Raw genomic sequence first — 16,409 nt, 5'->3', positions numbered from 1 at the left:
TCAGGCCGCCAGTGCAGAGGCGGGCGCGGATGCGGGGACGATGCTGACCTGGCGTCCCGCATGACCGGCGGGCAGGCGCGGGCCCTGGCCGAAGACCTTGTGGCGCAAGCTGCCTTCCTCGTAATGGGTGCGATAACGGCCGCGCCGCTGCAGTTCCGGCACGATGTGGGCTACCACGTCGGCCATGCTGTCGTGGGCCACGGCGAAGGCCAGATTGAAGCCGTCGATGCCTGTCTCGTCCAGCCAGCTTTCCAGCTGGTCGGCCACCTGGCGCGCGTCGCCCACCAGCACCGGGCCGCGCCCGCCCAGGCCGATGTATTCGGCCGCCTCGCGCACCGTCCACGTGCGGTCCGGGTCGGCCTGGCTGAACGAAGCCAGCGCCGAGCGGCCGGCCGGGGAATCGATGTAGTCGATGGTGGCGTCGAGCGGATAGCGGCTGAAATCGACGCCGGTCCAGCCGGACAGCAGCACCAGTGCCGCCTCGATATTCACGTGGAGCAGGTAGTTGGCATGCTTGGCGCGCGCCTCTTCTTCCGTGGCGCCCGTGATGATCAGCGCCTGGGCGTAGATCAGCAGCGCCTCGCCATCGCGTCCTGCCAGCCGCACGGCGGCGCGCAAGTCGTCCGCGTAACGCTTGACGACAGTCTTGCTGGGGCCACTGACAAAGGTGGCTTCCGCGTGGCGCGCCGCAAAGCGCGTGCCGCGCGGTGAGGTGCCCGCCTGGTACAGCAGTGGCGTGCGTTGCGGCGACGGCTCGCACAAATGGATGCCGGGCACCTTGTAGTGGCGCCCGGCATGGTTGATCGGATGTACGCGGGCCGGATCGGCGTAGATGCCGCGTGTCTTGTCGTTGACGACGGCGTCGTCGTCCCAGCTCTTTTCCCACAGCTTGTAGACGACGTCGAGGTATTCGTCGGCCAGGTCGTAGCGCTCGTCGTGGCCCAGTTGCTGGCTCAAGCCCAGGTTGCGCGCCGCGCTATCGAGGTAGCCGGTGACGATATTCCAGCCGATGCGCCCACCCGTCAGGTGGTCGAGGGTGGAGATGCGCCGCGCGAACGTGTACGGGTGTTCGTAGGTGAGGGCGCAGGTGACACCGAAACCCAGGTGCGTGGTGGCTTGCGCCATGATGGGCACGAGCGCCAGCGGGTCGTTCAGCGGCACCTGCACACCGTGTTCCAGGGCCGCATCGAGGCTGCTCCGGTACACGTCATACACGCCCAGTACGTCGGCCAGGAACACCGCGTCGAACAGGCCCGCTTCCAGCAGCCGCGCCAGTTCCGTCCAGTGCGCAGGATCGGTGTAGCGGTGGCTGCGGTCGCGCGCATGCGTCCACAGGCCTGGCGACTGGTGGCCGACGGTATTCATCTGGAAGGCGTTGAAGCGGATTGTCTTTGCCATGGCTTATTTTGCCGCCGTTTGCAAGGCTTGCTGGTAATCGGGTTTCGAGTAACCGGCAAAGTGCTTGTTGGTGATGTCGAGGAATTCGCGCGAACGGTAGGCGGCTGCCAGGTCTTTCGCGAACTGCTTGTCCTTGTCCGCCGTGCGCACAGCCACCAGGTTGATGTAGTTGGGCGAGATTTTCTCGGCCACCAGCGCATCCGTCAGCTTCAGCCCCGACGCCAGTGCGTAATTACCGTTGATGAAGGAGTAATCGGTGTCGCCCAGGGAGCGTGGCAGTTGCGCCGCTTCGAGCGGCAGCAGCTTGATTTTCTTCGTGTTGACGGCGATATCCTTTTCCGACGCGCGCACGGGGTCGAAGCTGGCGCGCAGCTTGATCCATCCCAGCTGGTCGAGCAGCACCAGCGCGCGCGCCTGGTTGGTCGGATCGTTCGGCAAGCCCACCGTCGTGCCTTCTTTCACGCCATCGAGCGTCTTGTGTTTCTTGCTGTAGATGGCAATCGGCGCCGTGGGTATCGTGATCAGGTCCGTCAGCGCCAGCTTGTGTTCCAGCGCGAATTTCTTCAGGTAGACGATGTGCTGGAACACGTTGGCGTCCAGCGAACCCTCGGCCAGCGCGAAGTTCGGCTGGATGTAGTCATTGAATTCCACCAGCCTGACCTTGTAGCCCTGCTTTTCCAGGATAGGCTTGATGCCCAGCTTGATCTGGTCCGCGTACGGCCCGGCGCTGGTGCCGATGGTGATGTCTTTCGGGTCCTTGGCGTGGGCGAAGGTGGCCGTCAAGGCCAGGGTCAGGGCGCTGAGGAGGATGCTGCTGCGGGCGATGGTCATGTTAACTCCTGCTTAGTGAAGAACTGGGGTCAGACCCGCCGGGTCTGACCCCGGAAGTCTGCTAAATAGCCTGAGGCGCAAATGTATCGATTCGCCCAGGCCCGTTTTTACGAGTAAGCCGTCGGCTCGGGCACCGTGCCATTCAAGGCAAAGCGTCCCAGGTCGCGCAGCTTGTAGTCGATGGGGTCGTGAAGGGTATGCACGCGCACGTTGCGCCAGTAGCGGTCGAAGCCATACTGGGCCGAGGTGGAACGGGCGCCCGTCAGTTCGAACATCTGGCTGCTGATTTCCAGTCCCGCCTTGTGCGCCAGGCACTTGGCTTCGGCCACGGCCACGGCCAGCAAGCCCCGTTCGCGCGCCGTCACCAGCGCGCCCTTGCGGAACACTTTTTCCAGGTCCTGCGCCGCCGCGTCGGCCAGTACTTGCGCGGGACGCAGCAAGAGCCACAGCTGGCCGTAGCGGTGCTGGATCAAAGGGTCGTCCGTTGCCTTGGTCACGCCCGAGGCAAACCAGGCTTTCGTCTGTTCGTCCGTGTAGCGGCGCGCCGCCTCGAATGCGCCTTCGGCGATGCCCAGATAGAGGTTGCTCATGATCAGTTGCGCGATCTGCGAGCGCACGGTGGCTTGCGGCGTAGCGGCCTGCGCGGGCGCCTGCAGCACCAGCTCTTGCGGCAGGGCGACCGCCTGGAAATGCACATTGCCGCTGTCCGTCTGGCGCTGGCCGAAGGCGTCCCAGTCCGCCTGCACGGTGACGCCGTCCTGGCGCGTGGGCAGGGCGGCGATCAGCGCCGTCTGCGTGGGCGCGTGCCAGGCGGAGACGGTCAGCCAGTCGGAACCGACCGAGCCGGAAGAAAAGCTCTTGATGCCGTCGAGGAGGTAGCCGTCGTCGCTGTCGCTGGCCGTGACCCGTTTGTCGAGGGGATTCAAGGCATTGCCCCAGAACAGGCGCTCGTCGACGGTCAGGGTGAGCAGGCGGCGCTGCTGCTGCGCGCTGCCATATAGCTGCAAGCCGGCCAGCTGCAAATGATGGAAGCCGAAGACATGCGCCAGTGCGCTGTCGGCCCGCGCCAGGATGCGTATCACCTGGTACACGAGGGGCCACGACGCGCCCTGGCCGCCGAATTCCGCGGGAATCGACAAGGTCAACAAGCCCGACTCGCGCAGCCATTCGCGTTCCTGGGCCGCGTGGCCGCCGGCCTGGTCGCGGGCATTGGCCGTTTCGGCCAGACGCGCGGCCAGCTTTGTTGCGACGCTGATGGCGTCCTGCAGGGGTTCGGCTGCGGGAGTGGTGCGAGCTGCGGCATGGAGAAAAGCGCTAGGCATGGGACAGATTCCAGAAAGACGATGAGGCCGATATTGCACCGCCAGGCGTGCGCCGTACACGAAGAAAACCGCGCATGGATATACGAAAAAAGCCACGCGGGGAGCGGCGCCTTCGCTTGCGGGGCGTCAGGCCCGGATAGTCAAAAAACGCATATCGAAGCGTGAAAGCATTCGTTTTGCCGGGCGGCTGATGGCGATACGCTGCAAGCATCCGAGCAACTCCAATCCGACAACGTACAGGGACGGGCATCACATGAGCATCTTGTTATTGGGCGGTAGCCCGCAACTCCCATCGAGTTCCAGCCGCCTGCTGCTGCATATCGGCGAACAGCTGGCGCTGCAGGGCCACAGCTACGCCAGGCTGCATGTGCGCGACTTGCCGGCGCGCGCCTTGCTGCTGGCCGACTACGACGACGCGGCGATAGCCCGCGCGGTGCGCGCCGTGGCCGACGCCGATGCCATCGTGATCGCCACGCCCATCTACAAGGCCTCGTATACAGGGTTGCTGAAAGCCTTCCTCGACTTGCTGCCGCAAGATGGCCTGGCCGGCAAGCTGGTGCTGCCGCTGGCCACGGGCGGCGGCCATGCCCACACCCTGGCGCTCGACTATGCGCTGCGTCCCGTGCTGCATGCGCTGGGCGCCAAGCAAGTCTTCACCAGCATTTATGCCAATGCGCAGCAGCTGGACTGGCACGAAGAGCGGGGCCTGAGCCTGGACGCGCCGATTGCCGAACGCGTGCAGGCCGGCATCGAGGAGCTCTCGAGCGGCCTGTTCGTGCTGCAGGGACAGCGCCCGCCCGCGCCAAGCGATATCTCCGTACCCGTGCGTTCGCTGCAAGACCAGCCTTACGCGCCCCACTATCAAGCCGCCTGATTATTCACCGACCAAGGAACTGTCATGACACACCGCCACGCACAACGACTCTCGCGCCGTACCACTTTGGGCTTGCTGTTTGCCACCGTTGCCGGCGTGATGGCGGCCGGCATGCCGGCCGCGGCGCAGGCGCAGGCCAAGGGGGAGGTCCGCATCGGTTATCAGAAATACGGCACCTTGACCCTGCTCAAAGGGCGCGGCACCCTGGAAAAACGCCTGGCCGGGCAGGGCGTGGGCGTGAAATGGACGGAGTTCCCGGCCGGCCCCGTGCTGCTGGAAGGCTTGAACGTGGGCAGCATCGATTTTGGCACCGTGGGCGAGGCGCCGCCGATCTTTGCCCAGGCGGCCGGCGCCAACCTGGTGTATGTCGGCAATGAGCCGGCGTCGCCGGCCAGCGAAGCCATCGTCGTGCCCAAGGGTTCCGGCTTGCGCACCCTGGCCGACTTGAAGGGCAAGAAAATCGCCCTGAACAAGGGCTCGAACGTGCATTACCTGTTATTGAAGGCGCTGGAAAAGGCCGGTGTCGCGTACGCCGATATCCAGCCCGTGTTCCTGCCGCCGGCCGACGCGCGCGCCGCTTTTGAAAGGGGTAGCGTGGATGCCTGGGCCATCTGGGACCCGTTCCTGGCGGCCGCCGAAAAGCAGCTGGGCGCGCGCGTGCTGGCCGATGGCAAGGGGCTGGTGGCGAACTACCAGTTTTACCTGGCCTCGCGTACGTATGCGGAAAAAAATCCCGAAATCCTGCGCATCGTGCTCGACGAAGTAGCCAAGGTCGATGACTGGGGCCGCAACAATCCGGAGGAAGTGGCGACGATTTTGTCGGCGCAGACGGGCTTGAGCAAGGAGGTGGTGGCGCTGGCCGCCTCGCGCTATGCGTATGGCGTCAAACCCGTGTCGGTCGACGTCATCGCGTCGCAGCAAAGGGTGGCGGACGCCTTTTCCAGCCTGAAGCTGATTCCCAAACCGATCATCGTCAAGGATGCGCTGCTGCCGGCGCGCCAGCTGGCCACCAGCGCAAAATAAGGAACGAATATCATGTCATTGAATGTCTTCTGGTTCATCCCCACCCACGGCGACAGCCGCTACCTGGGCACCTCGCAGGGCGCGCGCCCAGTCGATGCCGATTATTTGCGCCAGGTGGCCGTGGCTGCCGATACCCTGGGCTACGACGGCGTGCTGCTGCCGACGGGCCGTTCCTGCGAAGACGCGTGGGTGGTGGCTTCGTCGCTGATCAGCGTGACGCAAAAGCTCAAATTTTTAGTGGCCGTGCGTCCCGGCCTGTCCACGCCCGGTCTGGCCGTGCGCATGGCGTCCACGTTTGACCGCCTGTCGAACGGGCGCCTGTTGATCAATGTCGTCACGGGCGGCGACCAGGGCGAGCTGGAAGCGGACGGCCTGTTTGCCGACCACGCCAAGCGCTATGAAATCTCCGACGAATTCATTAAGGTGTGGCGCGCCACGCTGGCCGGCGAGGGCGGTGCGGCCGGCTATGATTTCGAGGGCAAGCATATCCAGGTCAAGGGCGCGAAAACCCTGTATCCGCCCGTGCAGAAACCGTATCCACCGTTGTATTTCGGCGGTTCGTCGGAGCCCGCGCACGAACTGGCGGCCGAGCAGATGGACGTGTACCTGACCTGGGGTGAACCGCCCGCCGCCGTGGCCGAGAAAATCGCCGACATCCGGGCGCGCGCCGCCAAGCGTGGCCGCACGGTGCGCTTTGGCATCCGATTGCACGTGATCGTGCGCGAAACGAACGAGGCGGCCTGGCGCGCGGCCGATGAACTGATCAGCCACCTGGACGACGACATCATCGCCAAGGCGCAGGCAGCCTTCGGCAAGATGGATTCCGTGGGCCAGCAGCGCATGGCGGCCCTGCATGGCGGGCGGCGCGACAAGCTCGAAGTGTCGCCGAATCTCTGGGCCGGCGTGGGCCTGGTGCGCGGCGGCGCGGGCACGGCCCTGGTGGGCGACGGCCCGACGGTGGTGGCGCGCATGCAGGAATACGCGGACCTGGGCATCGACACCTTCATTTTCTCCGGCTACCCGCATCTGGAAGAGTCGTACCGCTTTGCCGAACTGGTGTTCCCGCTGCTGGGCAAGGGCAAGGCCGTGGGTGAGCAGTCACTGACGGGACCCTTCGGCGAAGTCATGGCCAGTAATATCGTGCCGGCCGCGCCGCAGAAAAAGGCGGCCTGAGATGGCGGCCGGCTCGATACAACGCGCAAGCACCACCCCTTGGCCTTCGCTGCGTCATGCACTGGCGCCGTGGGCCTTGCCCGTGGCGCTGCTGCTGGCCTGGCAACTGGCGGCGCAATGGGGCTGGCTGTCGAGCCGCATTTTGCCCGAGCCGTGGGCCGTGGCGAAAGCCTTCTGGCACCTGGCCGCATCGGGCGAATTGTGGCTGCACCTGAAAACGAGCTTGTGGCGCGCGACGGTCGGTTTCGTCATCGGCGCGGGACTGGGCTTGCTGCTGGGCTTATTGACGGGCAGCTTCCGCCATGCGGAAACCCTGCTCGACACCACCCTGCAAATGGTGCGCAACATCCCCGCGCTGGCCCTGATACCGCTGGTGATCCTGTGGTTTGGCATCGACGAGACGGCCAAGCTGTTTCTGCTGGCCGTCGGCGTCTTCTTTCCCGTCTACCTGAATACCTTCCACGGCATCCGCTCGGCCGACCAGGGCTTGATCGAAATGGCGAAAAGCTATGGCTTGTCCGGCTGGCCCTTGTACCGCGACGTGATCCTGCCGGCCGCCATGCCTTCGATTCTGGTGGGCGTGCGCTTTTCGCTGGGACTCGTGTGGGTGCTGCTGATCGTCGCCGAAACCATTTCGGCGCAGGCAGGCATCGGCTACATGACCATGAATGCCCGCGAATTCCTGCAAACGGACGTGGTGCTGGTGGGGATACTGCTGTATGCCTTGCTGGGCAAGCTGGCCGATCTGTTCTCGCGCCACCTGGAACGCCATTGCCTGCGCTGGAATCCCGCCTACCGATAGTGACGAAATAAGGAAAGAACACCATGCTGCTCGCCCCCATCCAGATCGAAACGGATTTTTTGTCGCACTTCGTGCAGTACGACCCGGCCGGCGCACCGCCGCAGGCCAAAGTCGTCCCGCAAGCCCCTTTGGCGCGCCGCGGCGTGCCGCTGGCATTGACGCAATTGAGCAAGGCCTATGGCGAACGTCCCGTGCTGAAAAACGTCGACCTGCAGCTGGAAGCGGGTGAATTCGTCGCCATCGTGGGGCGCAGTGGCTGCGGCAAGAGCACCTTGCTGCGCTCGATCGCGGGACTGGAAAGCGTCGACGAGGGCAAGGTTGCCATCGGCAGCGGCGTCGGCGCACCCGACATCCGCATCATGTTTCAGGAGTCGCGTTTGCTGCCGTGGAAGACGGTGCTAGCCAACGTGGCCCTGGGCCTGCCCCGTTCCGTCGGCGCGGCGGCCGCCTCGCTGTGGACGGTGGGCCTGGCCGAGCGGGCCGACGACTGGCCGGCTTCCCTGTCAGGAGGGCAGAAACAGCGGGTGGCGCTGGCGCGCGCCCTCGTGCACGAACCGCAACTGCTGCTGCTCGACGAGCCCTTGGGCGCGCTCGACGCTCTGACGCGCATCGAGATGCAGCAGCTTATCGAGTCGCTGTAGCTGGCGCGCGGCTTCACGGCCGTGCTGGTGACGCATGACGTGGCCGAAGCCGTGGCCCTGGCCGACCGGGTGCTCTTGATCGAGGATGGGCAGATCACCATGGACGTGCGGGTGGACTTGCCGCGCCCGCGACAGCGCGGGAATGCGGCCTTCGCCGCGCTGGAGCAGGCTATCTTGTCGCGGGTACTGCAACCGTCTCGGCCAGCACGATGAAACCATCGCTATCGAGTGTCGCCACGATGCCTTCGTAGCTGTCGATGGCCGGGTGGCGCGTGGCCAGCGGGTGCGCATGCGTGGCGGTGACGACGATGACTTTCGCGCCAGCCGCCTCGCCTGCCTCGATGCCGACGGACGCGTCTTCGAAGACCAGGCAATCGGAGGGGGCCACGCCCAGTTTTTCTGCCGCCAGCAGGTAGCAATCGGGTTTGGGTTTTCCTGCCTTGACGTCTTCCGCCGTCACCATGATGGCGGGAATGGGCATGCCGGCCGCCTTCAGGCGGGCCGTGGCCAGTGCCCTCGGCGCCGAGGTGACAATCGCCCATTGCGCGGGTGGCAGCGACTGCAAAAAGCGCAGCGCCCCGGCGATTTCAACAATTCCTTCCACATCGATGATTTCCGCATCCGTGATGCCCTGCGACTCGCGCTGCGCGTCGACGCCGGGCAAGCGCAGTTTGGCGATGGTGTCGACCGAGCGGGCGCCATGGATGGTGGGCAGGAAAGCTGCGACATCGAGGCCCTGGCGCTGCGCCCAGGTACCCCAGATGCGTTCGGCGGCGGCGATGGAATTGATGACGGTGCCGTCCATGTCGAATAGCAGGGCGCGGTAGCGGCCTGCGGCCCGGGGTGGCGTCGACGATAACGGTGGCTGCTGCGGCGGCGAGGGCAGTGCGGACATGGCTTCCTTCCAGATGATGGACTGGAAGTCATTGTAACGGCAGTCGATTTTTATTTCACAGGTAGACCGATTCAAACCTGGCCACGGGCGCGCCATCCTTGAGCAGGATCAGGTATTCGCCATCGAAGCGGTAGCCCGTTACGCGGTTCAAACTGGCCAATACGGCGCTTTCCAGCTGCATCAACGGCGGCGGGCAGGCCATGCGCGTGCCGGCCAGCTGCGTGAAGCGCAGGACATTGCCGGTCAAGGTATAGCCGCCCATCACGCGGTTGCAGCCCGTAAAACCATGGACCTTGCCATCGTCGGTGAGGGTGATGCGCACTTCGCGCTCCTGCTCCGGTGCCATCGTCACGGCGGCGCCATCGAGCTGCGTCAGCTTCCAGTAGGTATTCGTCAGGCTGTAGCTGGGCGTCAGGCCGGTGTCCGGCTTGGCGTTGTCGGACATGGTGGCGCAGCCGCCGGCCATGGCGATGGCGGCGGCAAGAGGCAGATATTTCAGGCGATGCAGCATGGAGAGCTCCTGTGAGGGGGAATGCGTGCAGACTAGCAGGTTTTGCGCGCCGCTCAGCGCACGGCAGCGGCGATTCTTTCCATTTTGCCAGTCCTGGCATTAAACTCATGCTTTCTGCTGTTTCAACCTTGATCGGGAGCCGGACCGATGCTGCAAGCGCAAGCGCTGGATAATCGACTGGTCGCCACCACTGGCGACGACGTGCTGATCGACCGCATCGTGCCCGGCGCGCTGCTGGTCATCGCTTTCGGCTTCGTTTCGTGGACCACGCGCCCCGCCTTCGATTTCTACGGGCGCCTGAGAAAGCTGGAACAGGCCAGCGGCCAGCCTCTGAACAAAATCCTCGTGCGCGACTCGGGCAACGCCTGGTACCACCGCCGCATCGCTGGCCTGGGCAGCCATGTGGATGAAACGGCGCAGGCCCTGCGCGAGCTGGTGTGCCGCATCGCGCCCAGTCAAGTCACTACCCTCGGTCAGTCCATGGGCGCGTACGCGGCTGTCATGTATGGCTTGCTGCTGGACGCTCAGCAGATCGTCGCCTTCGGGCCGCTGTCCTTCCTCGACGTGCAGCAAGCGCGTTTGTACCATGAGCTGCGCTGGCTGCCAGTGATGGAGTCGCTGGCGCAAGACCCGCCGCCGTCGGGCTATTACGACCTGGCGGCCCTGTGCCGGGCCAGGGCGACGGACAAGATGCAGATGCACCTGGTGTTCGGCACGCGGCCTGACGCGGCCAGCGTGGGAGGCAGTGCCAGTGTGAGCGCCAGCGAATCGGTGAACCTCGACGCCATGCACGCGCAGCGCCTGGCCGCCTTTGGCCGCTGCACCCTGCACCCGTATCCGCACTCGGGCCACGCGGTGGTGCAGCACCTGATCGACACGAGGCGCATCAACGGCTTGCTGGCCGCATGCATACTCGGTCTCACCTTGGCCCCCGAGCCCATGCCGGAGATCGGCGGCGCGTGGCGGGATTGGGTGGCGGAAAACCTGCGCCTTGGCTGCGCCGGCGAACAACTGGTGGCGGTGCTGCAGCAGCACGGCTTTTCGCTGGCCAGCAGCATGGCTGCCGTGGATGCCGCCCGCGCCGCGCCGACAGCGCCATGACGCCGCAATTCGAACTCGATACCCTGAAAATCCGCATCGCCGCCCCCGAACTGGCGGCGCTCGACTTGCGCGTGCGGGTGCAGCGCGCGCTGCGCCAGCTGGTACTCGATGGCGTGCTGGCGCCCGGCCTGCGGCTGCCGGCCACGCGCGCGCTGGCGCAATCGCTGGGCGTGTCGCGCGATACGGTGGAAATGGCGTATGCGCAGCTGCGTCTCGATGGCTATCTGCGGCGGCAGGCGGGATCGGGCAGTTTTGTCTCGCCGACGATAGGCGCGAGCTTGCTGGGCAAGCCGGCGACTGCGCTGCAGCCCTTGTCCGCGCAGCGGGTGGCGCTCAGCGGGCGCGGTGCGCAGATTCTCGCCAGCGGCGGCGTAGCCGACCAGCAAAGCGTCAAAGCTTTCGCCACGGGCTTGCCGGAAACGCGGGCCTTCCCGCTCGATGTGTGGGAGCGCTTGCGGCGCCAGGCGGCCAGTAGCGAACACCATGTGCTGCTGCATGGCGACCCGCAAGGCGCAGAGCCGCTGCGCCAGGCCATCGCCGACTATGTGAACCTGGAGCGGGGCGCGCGGGCCACGGCCGGCCAGGTGCTGGTGCTGAGCAGCACGCGCCAGGCCTTGTACCTGTGCGCGCAAGTGCTGGCCGACGCACATGGCCCCATCCTGATGGAAGACCCCGGCTATTTCGGCGCGCGCAAGGCGTTCGAGATGGCGCAATTGCAGGTCGTGCCCGTGCCCGTCGATGCCGATGGCTTGTGCATCGAGCACTTGCGCGCGGACCGCAGCGGGGCCAACACGATTTACGTCACGCCGTCGCATCAATACCCGACGGGCGCCACGCTGGCGCTCGAGCGCCGCTTCGCGCTGACCGACTGGGCGGCCGAGCGCCAGGGCTGGATCATCGAGGACGATTACGACAGCCAGTTTCATTACGCGGGCTTGCCGACGGCGTGCGTGCAGGGGCTGGACACGCAGCAGCGCACGATCTACCTTGGCACCTTCGCCAAGTCGCTGTATCCGGGCCTGCGCATCGGCTACATGGTGCTGCCGCCCGCGCTGGTGAAACCGATGACGTATGCGCGCAGCATTCTCGACGGGCATACGCCGCAACTGGATCAGCTGACCTTGGCCCGTTTCATCGCCGATGGCCATTTCGCGGCCCATGTGCGGGCCATGCGCAAGGTCTACGCCGTGCGCCGCGATGCGATGGCGCAGGCCTTGCAGCGGCACTTGCCGCACGTGGTCACGGCGCAGCTGCCGCCGGGCGGCTTGCAGATGCCGTGTCTGCTGCACGAGGGCAGGGACGAGCTAGATACGCTACGCCTGGCGGCGCAGGCGGGCATCGTGCTACCGGGCCTGAGCCGCTTGTACGCGACGCCGCCGCAGCGGGGTGGCTGGCTGCTGGGCTTTGCGGCACTCACGCCGCACGAGATCGACAGCGGCATCGTCCGCCTGGCCCGCGCGCTGGGGTGAGTGCTCAAGTGGTCTGTTAAATGCGTGAGAATTGGCCTGCCAGAGCAGTCCATGTGAGCGCTAAGATGCCCTTTTTGAACCTCAGGCAAGGGCACACGCATGCAGACAAGTTCCACATCCTCGGCGGCAATCGACAACGGGCGCCAGGCGCACTGGCGCGACCTGGCATCCCCCATCATGGCGGCCTTTATTTCCGTCCTCGTCAATTATGGCGGCACCTTCGTGTTGGTGTTCCAGGCGGCCCAGCTGGCCCAGCTCAGCGCGGCGCAGACGGCGTCCTGGGTCTGGTCGCTGAGCATCGGCGTGGGCGTGACGGGCATCTGGCTCAGCTACCGCTACCGCGCGCCCATCATCACGGCCTGGTCCACGCCCGGCGTGGCCTTCCTGGCCACCGTCATGCCGCACACGCCGTATGCCGAGGTGATCGGCGCCTACATCATTTCCGCCATCGCCTTCATTCTGCTGGGCATGTCCGGCGCCTTCGAGCGCCTGGTACGGCTGATTCCTGGCGGCATCGCCGCCGGTTTGCTGGCCGGCATCCTGCTGCAGTTTGGCGTGAATGCGTTTGGCGGCGCCAGCGCCGACCCGCTGCTGGTGGTGGTACTGCTGCTGTCGTACGCCGTGCTGCGTCGTTTCACGGCACGCTTTGCCGTGGTGGGCATCATGCTGATCGGCCTGGCCCTGCTGCTGGCGCAGGGGCGCATCGATGCGCAAGGTATCGAACTGGCCCTGGCCGCGCCGGTGTTCGAGATGCCGCGCTTTTCCGTGGCGTCGCTGCTGGGCGTTGCGCTGCCCCTGTTCCTGATCACCCTGACGGGGCAATACATGCCCGGCATGCTGGTGCTGCGCAATGACGGTTACGGCGTCAGCGCCAATCCCATTTTGACGGTGACGGGGCTCGGTTCGCTGCTCATGGCGCCGTTCGGCGCGCACGCCTTCAATGTGGCCGCCATCACGGCCGCCATCTGCACGGGCAAGGATGCGCATGCGGAGCCGGCTAAGCGCTATGTCGCCGGGCTGGCGTGCGGCGTGCTGTACATCCTGGTGGGCATCTTTGGCGTCACCCTGGCCAGCCTGTTCATGGTCTTGCCGCGCAGCTTCATCACGGCGCTGGCCGGGCTGGCCCTGCTGGGCGCCATCGGCAACAGCCTGGCGCAGGCGATGGCGGACGTGCGCATGCGCGAAACGGCGCTGATCACTTTCCTGGCGACGGCTGCGAACGTTACCCTGCTGGGCGTGGGCGGCGCCCTGTGGGGGCTGGCGGCCGGACTGGCGGCGCATGGGCTGATGCATGGCTGGCGCAAGGCGGCTTGACAGCGGCATCGCCAGACAGCTTGCCCATGTTGCCAGCCGCCGCATACAATTGCTGCGCCCGTGCCCGCTGGCTCCGTGTTTCCGATCTGGGCCGAACGATGCACGAGATCACTCCCTGGCGCATGGCCTGGCCATTTTTGCGCTGGCCGCCGTCTGGGTGTGAATGTTTATTTTTAACGAAAAGCGAGAAAGCGATGCCTGTCAGTTCCTATCTGAATACCCGCCCCGTGCTGGGCGAACGCGTTTACCTGCATGACACGGCGCAAGTGATTGGCGATGTACAGATCGGCGACGACTGTTCCATCTGGTGCAACAGCGTGCTGCGCGGTGACGTCAACCGCATCGTCATCGGCGAGGGCAGCAATATCCAGGATTTTTCCATGGGCCATGTGTCGCACAAGAATGCGGCCAAGCCCGACGGTTCACCCTTGACCATCGGCAAGTACGTGACCATCGGCCACTCCGTGATCTTGCATGGCTGCACGATAGGCGACGAATGCCTGATCGGCATGGGCAGCATCGTCATGGATGATGTGGTGGTGGAAAAACACGTGATGCTGGGCGCGGGCAGCCTGGTCTCGCCGGGCAAGGTACTGGAAAGCGGCCATTTGTACGTGGGCCGTCCTGCCGCCAAGGTGCGCGCGCTCACTGAAGCGGAGATCGCCTACCTGCGCTATTCGGCTGAACACTATGTGCGCGTCAAAAACAATTACCTGGCCGGTGGGGACGACGCCTGAGCGCCAGCGCCGTCAAGGCGGCGCAATTCCGGCCGCGGCGCCAGGTCTTGCGGCAGGCGCAGCCTGGATACGAGGCCCAGGCGCCGCAAGAGCAGCAGCATCCACCAGCCCGGGTCCCATTCGCCCGGCAGCAAGCCCAGCCTGGCTGAGCCCGGGTACGCGTGATGGTTGTTATGCCAGCATTCGCCCATGGTCAGCAGCGACGTCAGGCGGATATTTCGGCCTTGCACGGCGGCGCCATGGACCTCAAAGTGCATCTGCCCATGGTTGTGGGCGAAGTAGCCGACCAGCCAATGGCCCAGCACGCCGGCGCTGACGCGCGCGCAGACGCCCCAGCAAACCAGGCCCCAGCCGCCCCAGGCGAAGAACAGCAGTGCCCACGGCAGTTGCTGCAGCATCCAGGTTGTTTCCAGAAAACGGTAAAAGCGGTCGTGCGCAATGCGCGGCTCGATGGCGATATGTGGCGGGTGATCGAGGTCCAGGCGGCAGTGTAGTTGCCACCAGGCATCGCGCCAGAGGCCGGCGCCGTGGCGCAGGTAGGGGTGGCAAGCGGTCAGCCGCTGGGCATAGTCGCGCAATTCGTGCTGGCGCAGCAGGCCCAGCGGGCCGCTGAGGCCCACCAGCACGCCCAGGTACACGAGCAGGTATTCCAGCCACTGCGGGCATTCAAAGCTGTCGTGGATCAGCTTGCGGTGGCTGCCCAGCGAATGGCCGAACAGCAGGACGATGGCCGTGCCGGACACAAACAGCAGCAGGCCCGTCCAGCTGAAGGCGAACAGGGAGCCGGCAATGGCGCCGGCCAGCATGGTTGCCAGCCACAGCGATTGCAGCGGCGCGTAGCGCACCGCACCGTTCAGCACGCTGCCGGCGTGCGTGGCGCGGGCGCGGTGGCTGTCCAGGCTGGCAGCGGACATCAATCCTTGGGGGCTGACGACGGTTGCGTGTACTTGTCGAAGTTGGTGATGTAGTCGTTGAAGTTGTCGGTCAGCATGCGCTTGTATTGTTCCGTGAAGAACGCCACGGCACCTTCTTTCTCTTCCTGCATCTTGGCCACGTCGTCGCTCTTGCTGGCGACGAGGAAGGCGTTGAAGCGGGCGGCCGCGTACAGCAGCGAGGTGGCTACTTCGTTGCCGCGGCTATGTTCGCACTGCGCGTTGGCCAGGGCGATGACCTGGTCGGCGCGCTCCCAGAATTCCGGGCCCGGTGCTGGTTTGGTGGTTGGTGTGCTCATAAAAATCCCTCATGAAAGTGCGCGCCAGTCTACACAGGGGCGCGCGGGCTGTCCAGCCGCGCGCCTGTCAGGGCGCTTGCAGGATCTGTTCGAGCAGCACGGCCAAGGGCTGGCGAATGTCGAGCACGATGCCGGCCTCGTCCAGCTGTAGAGGCTGCAGGGTGGCCAGCTGGCTGTCGAGCAGGCTGGGCGGCATGAAATGACCGGGGCGCTGCAAACGGCTTTCCAGCACAGCGCGCGGGCCGTCCAGGTGGACAAAGCGCAGGGCCGGGTCGCCTGTGCGCAGCAGGTCGCGGTAAGCGCGTTTCAGGGCCGAGCAGGATACCACCAGGCCGCTGCCCTGGGCGCGGGCCATGGCGATGCGCTCGCGCAGGGCGGCCAGCCAGCCGGCCCGGTCGGCATCGTCGAGGGGGGTGCCGGCGGCCATCTTGGCCACGTTTTCCGGGGAATGCACGTCGTCGCCTTCCACGTAAGGCAGGTGCAAGGCGTCGGCCAGCAGGCTGCCGACGGCGCTCTTGCCGCAGCCGGACACGCCCATCACGACCCAGCGCGCGGCCGGCACGCCCGCCTCAAGGCGCCGAGACGATGACGGTGACGCGGCGGTTTTCCGCCTTGCCCGCCTTGCTGGCGTTCGAGGCGACGGGCTTGCTCATGCCCAGGCCCTTGACGGAGATATTGTCGCGAGGAATACCCGATACGCTCATGGCGTCGGCCACCGCGTTGGCGCGCGCCAGCGACAGCTTGTTGTTGTACGCTTCCGTGCCTTCGTTATCCGTATGGCCTTCCACGCGCATGTGGGTAATGCCCACTTTCAGCAGGGCGGCGCTGATTTTCTGGATGGCGTTGCGGCTGGGCGGGATCAGCTTGGCGGCGTCGAATTCGAACAGCAGCTTGTCGGTAAAGCTGAGCTCCCAGCCTTCGTCGGTCTGGTTGAAGCCCTGTTCCTTCAAGATGGCGACTTGTTCGGCGTTGAACAGCGGTTTTGTCTCTGGCGTGCTTTGGCAGGCGGCCAGCAGGCCCAGCATCAACAGACCGAGGAAGCCGCGGCGTAATTGCTTGTAGATAAATTGCATGGTGTTGCTCCTTG

The 16,409-nt window shown here is 65.5% G+C and carries 17 protein-coding genes and 1 pseudogene; 9 read left to right on the top strand and 9 right to left on the bottom strand.

What is annotated here, in order from left to right:
• From ACQ4WS_RS16760 to ACQ4WS_RS16750, 3 genes are all read right to left on the bottom strand, one after another.
• Positions 1-1,398, bottom strand: a complete 1,398-nt coding sequence (locus tag ACQ4WS_RS16760; protein WP_436478075.1) for an LLM class flavin-dependent oxidoreductase — start codon at positions 1,396-1,398, stop codon at positions 1-3.
• 3 nt (positions 1,399-1,401) lie between these two features.
• Positions 1,402-2,229: a MetQ/NlpA family ABC transporter substrate-binding protein gene (locus tag ACQ4WS_RS16755; protein WP_436478073.1), complete on the bottom strand. Its 828-nt coding sequence runs from the start codon at positions 2,227-2,229 to the stop codon at positions 1,402-1,404.
• A 107-nt stretch (positions 2,230-2,336) separates the two neighbouring features.
• Positions 2,337-3,551, bottom strand: coding sequence for an acyl-CoA dehydrogenase family protein (locus ACQ4WS_RS16750; protein ID WP_436478071.1), 1,215 nt, complete (start codon positions 3,549-3,551; stop codon positions 2,337-2,339).
• 253 nt (positions 3,552-3,804) lie between these two features.
• Between ACQ4WS_RS16750 and ssuE the strand changes: the two genes are divergently transcribed.
• The 5 genes and pseudogenes from ssuE (at position 3,805) to ACQ4WS_RS16725 (ending at position 8,277) form a co-directional block, all read left to right on the top strand.
• Complete coding sequence (gene ssuE / locus ACQ4WS_RS16745; RefSeq protein ID WP_436478069.1) at positions 3,805-4,425, top strand: NADPH-dependent FMN reductase; 621 nt, start codon at positions 3,805-3,807, stop codon at positions 4,423-4,425.
• Between the two features lie 24 nt (positions 4,426-4,449).
• Positions 4,450-5,448, top strand: coding sequence for a sulfonate ABC transporter substrate-binding protein (locus ACQ4WS_RS16740; protein ID WP_436478067.1), 999 nt, complete (start codon positions 4,450-4,452; stop codon positions 5,446-5,448).
• A 12-nt stretch (positions 5,449-5,460) separates the two neighbouring features.
• Positions 5,461-6,621 carry an FMNH2-dependent alkanesulfonate monooxygenase gene (ssuD, locus tag ACQ4WS_RS16735; RefSeq protein WP_305057151.1) on the top strand — a complete coding sequence of 387 codons (1,161 nt, stop codon included), beginning with the start codon at positions 5,461-5,463 and terminating at the stop codon, positions 6,619-6,621.
• A 1-nt stretch (position 6,622) separates the two neighbouring features.
• Entirely contained in the window at positions 6,623-7,423 is an 801-nt protein-coding gene (gene ssuC / locus ACQ4WS_RS16730) for an aliphatic sulfonate ABC transporter permease SsuC (RefSeq protein ID WP_436478065.1), read from the top strand.
• 23 nt (positions 7,424-7,446) lie between these two features.
• A pseudogene (locus tag ACQ4WS_RS16725) lies at positions 7,447-8,277 on the top strand (ATP-binding cassette domain-containing protein).
• Here the strand turns inward: ACQ4WS_RS16725 and ACQ4WS_RS16720 are convergent.
• Together ACQ4WS_RS16720 and ACQ4WS_RS16715 are read right to left on the bottom strand one after the other, a co-directional pair.
• Positions 8,234-8,959, bottom strand: coding sequence for an HAD-IA family hydrolase (locus ACQ4WS_RS16720; RefSeq protein ID WP_436478063.1), 726 nt, complete (start codon positions 8,957-8,959; stop codon positions 8,234-8,236). The pseudogene ACQ4WS_RS16725 and the gene ACQ4WS_RS16720 overlap by 44 nt on opposite strands.
• Before the next feature lie 55 nt (positions 8,960-9,014).
• Positions 9,015-9,470, bottom strand: coding sequence for an META domain-containing protein (locus tag ACQ4WS_RS16715; protein ID WP_436478061.1), 456 nt, complete (start codon positions 9,468-9,470; stop codon positions 9,015-9,017).
• A gap of 147 nt (positions 9,471-9,617) precedes the next feature.
• Between ACQ4WS_RS16715 and ACQ4WS_RS16710 the strand changes: the two genes are divergently transcribed.
• The 4 genes from ACQ4WS_RS16710 (at position 9,618) to ACQ4WS_RS16695 (ending at position 14,091) form a co-directional block, all read left to right on the top strand.
• The gene (locus ACQ4WS_RS16710; RefSeq protein WP_436478059.1) at positions 9,618-10,571 is read left to right on the top strand and encodes a hypothetical protein; all 954 of its coding nucleotides are present in this window, start codon (positions 9,618-9,620) and stop codon (positions 10,569-10,571) included.
• A complete protein-coding gene (gene pdxR, locus ACQ4WS_RS16705) occupies positions 10,568-12,040 on the top strand; it encodes a MocR-like pyridoxine biosynthesis transcription factor PdxR (RefSeq protein WP_436478057.1) in 1,473 nt (490 codons plus the stop codon). Before ACQ4WS_RS16710 ends, pdxR begins: the two co-directional genes overlap by 4 nt.
• A 99-nt stretch (positions 12,041-12,139) precedes the next feature.
• Positions 12,140-13,354, top strand: a complete 1,215-nt coding sequence (locus ACQ4WS_RS16700) for a benzoate/H(+) symporter BenE family transporter (protein ID WP_436478055.1) — start codon at positions 12,140-12,142, stop codon at positions 13,352-13,354.
• A 194-nt stretch (positions 13,355-13,548) separates the two neighbouring features.
• Positions 13,549-14,091: a gamma carbonic anhydrase family protein gene (locus ACQ4WS_RS16695; RefSeq protein ID WP_426056321.1), complete on the top strand. Its 543-nt coding sequence runs from the start codon at positions 13,549-13,551 to the stop codon at positions 14,089-14,091.
• On the opposite strand, the gene ACQ4WS_RS16690 is transcribed toward ACQ4WS_RS16695, so the two are convergent.
• The 4 genes from ACQ4WS_RS16690 to yfiB all read right to left on the bottom strand — a co-directional run bounded on the left by ACQ4WS_RS16690 (position 14,064) and on the right by yfiB (position 16,395).
• Positions 14,064-15,005, bottom strand: a complete 942-nt coding sequence (locus ACQ4WS_RS16690) for an acyl-CoA desaturase (protein WP_436478052.1) — start codon at positions 15,003-15,005, stop codon at positions 14,064-14,066. The two genes, ACQ4WS_RS16695 and ACQ4WS_RS16690, sit on opposite strands and share 28 nt — an antisense overlap.
• On the bottom strand, positions 15,005-15,322 hold the full coding sequence (locus ACQ4WS_RS16685) for a DUF3144 domain-containing protein (protein WP_436478050.1): 318 nt from the start codon (positions 15,320-15,322) through the stop codon (positions 15,005-15,007). Before ACQ4WS_RS16685 ends, ACQ4WS_RS16690 begins: the two co-directional genes overlap by 1 nt.
• A 67-nt stretch (positions 15,323-15,389) precedes the next feature.
• A complete protein-coding gene (locus ACQ4WS_RS16680) occupies positions 15,390-15,884 on the bottom strand; it encodes a gluconokinase (RefSeq protein WP_436478048.1) in 495 nt (164 codons plus the stop codon).
• A gap of 7 nt (positions 15,885-15,891) precedes the next feature.
• Positions 15,892-16,395, bottom strand: a complete 504-nt coding sequence (gene yfiB / locus ACQ4WS_RS16675) for an outer membrane lipoprotein YfiB (RefSeq protein WP_436478046.1) — start codon at positions 16,393-16,395, stop codon at positions 15,892-15,894.
• Positions 16,396-16,409 lie beyond the last annotated feature (14 nt).

The sequence above is a fragment of the Janthinobacterium leeuwenhoeki genome, assembly GCF_051380795.1.
In the GTDB taxonomy this organism is placed as follows: Bacteria; Pseudomonadota; Gammaproteobacteria; order Burkholderiales; family Burkholderiaceae_D; genus Janthinobacterium.
This window is presented reverse-complemented; position numbering and strand designations above follow the sequence as displayed.

Excerpts from the sequence above, each read along its gene's own strand:
- ACQ4WS_RS16760 (WP_436478075.1), bottom strand. The coding sequence starts at position 1,398 with ATGGCAAAGACAATCCGCTTCAACGCCTTCCAGATGAATACCGTCGGC.
- ACQ4WS_RS16755 (WP_436478073.1), bottom strand. The coding sequence starts at position 2,229 with ATGACCATCGCCCGCAGCAGCATCCTCCTCAGCGCCCTGACCCTGGCC.
- ACQ4WS_RS16750 (WP_436478071.1), bottom strand. The coding sequence starts at position 3,551 with ATGCCTAGCGCTTTTCTCCATGCCGCAGCTCGCACCACTCCCGCAGCC.
- ssuE (WP_436478069.1), top strand. The coding sequence starts at position 3,805 with ATGAGCATCTTGTTATTGGGCGGTAGCCCGCAACTCCCATCGAGTTCC.
- ACQ4WS_RS16740 (WP_436478067.1), top strand. The coding sequence starts at position 4,450 with ATGACACACCGCCACGCACAACGACTCTCGCGCCGTACCACTTTGGGC.
- ssuD (WP_305057151.1), top strand. The coding sequence starts at position 5,461 with ATGTCATTGAATGTCTTCTGGTTCATCCCCACCCACGGCGACAGCCGC.
- ssuC (WP_436478065.1), top strand. The coding sequence starts at position 6,623 with ATGGCGGCCGGCTCGATACAACGCGCAAGCACCACCCCTTGGCCTTCG.
- ACQ4WS_RS16720 (WP_436478063.1), bottom strand. The coding sequence starts at position 8,959 with ATGTCCGCACTGCCCTCGCCGCCGCAGCAGCCACCGTTATCGTCGACG.
- ACQ4WS_RS16715 (WP_436478061.1), bottom strand. The coding sequence starts at position 9,470 with ATGCTGCATCGCCTGAAATATCTGCCTCTTGCCGCCGCCATCGCCATG.
- ACQ4WS_RS16710 (WP_436478059.1), top strand. The coding sequence starts at position 9,618 with ATGCTGCAAGCGCAAGCGCTGGATAATCGACTGGTCGCCACCACTGGC.
- pdxR (WP_436478057.1), top strand. The coding sequence starts at position 10,568 with ATGACGCCGCAATTCGAACTCGATACCCTGAAAATCCGCATCGCCGCC.
- ACQ4WS_RS16700 (WP_436478055.1), top strand. The coding sequence starts at position 12,140 with ATGCAGACAAGTTCCACATCCTCGGCGGCAATCGACAACGGGCGCCAG.
- ACQ4WS_RS16695 (WP_426056321.1), top strand. The coding sequence starts at position 13,549 with ATGCCTGTCAGTTCCTATCTGAATACCCGCCCCGTGCTGGGCGAACGC.
- ACQ4WS_RS16690 (WP_436478052.1), bottom strand. The coding sequence starts at position 15,005 with ATGTCCGCTGCCAGCCTGGACAGCCACCGCGCCCGCGCCACGCACGCC.
- ACQ4WS_RS16685 (WP_436478050.1), bottom strand. The coding sequence starts at position 15,322 with ATGAGCACACCAACCACCAAACCAGCACCGGGCCCGGAATTCTGGGAG.
- yfiB (WP_436478046.1), bottom strand. The coding sequence starts at position 16,395 with ATGCAATTTATCTACAAGCAATTACGCCGCGGCTTCCTCGGTCTGTTG.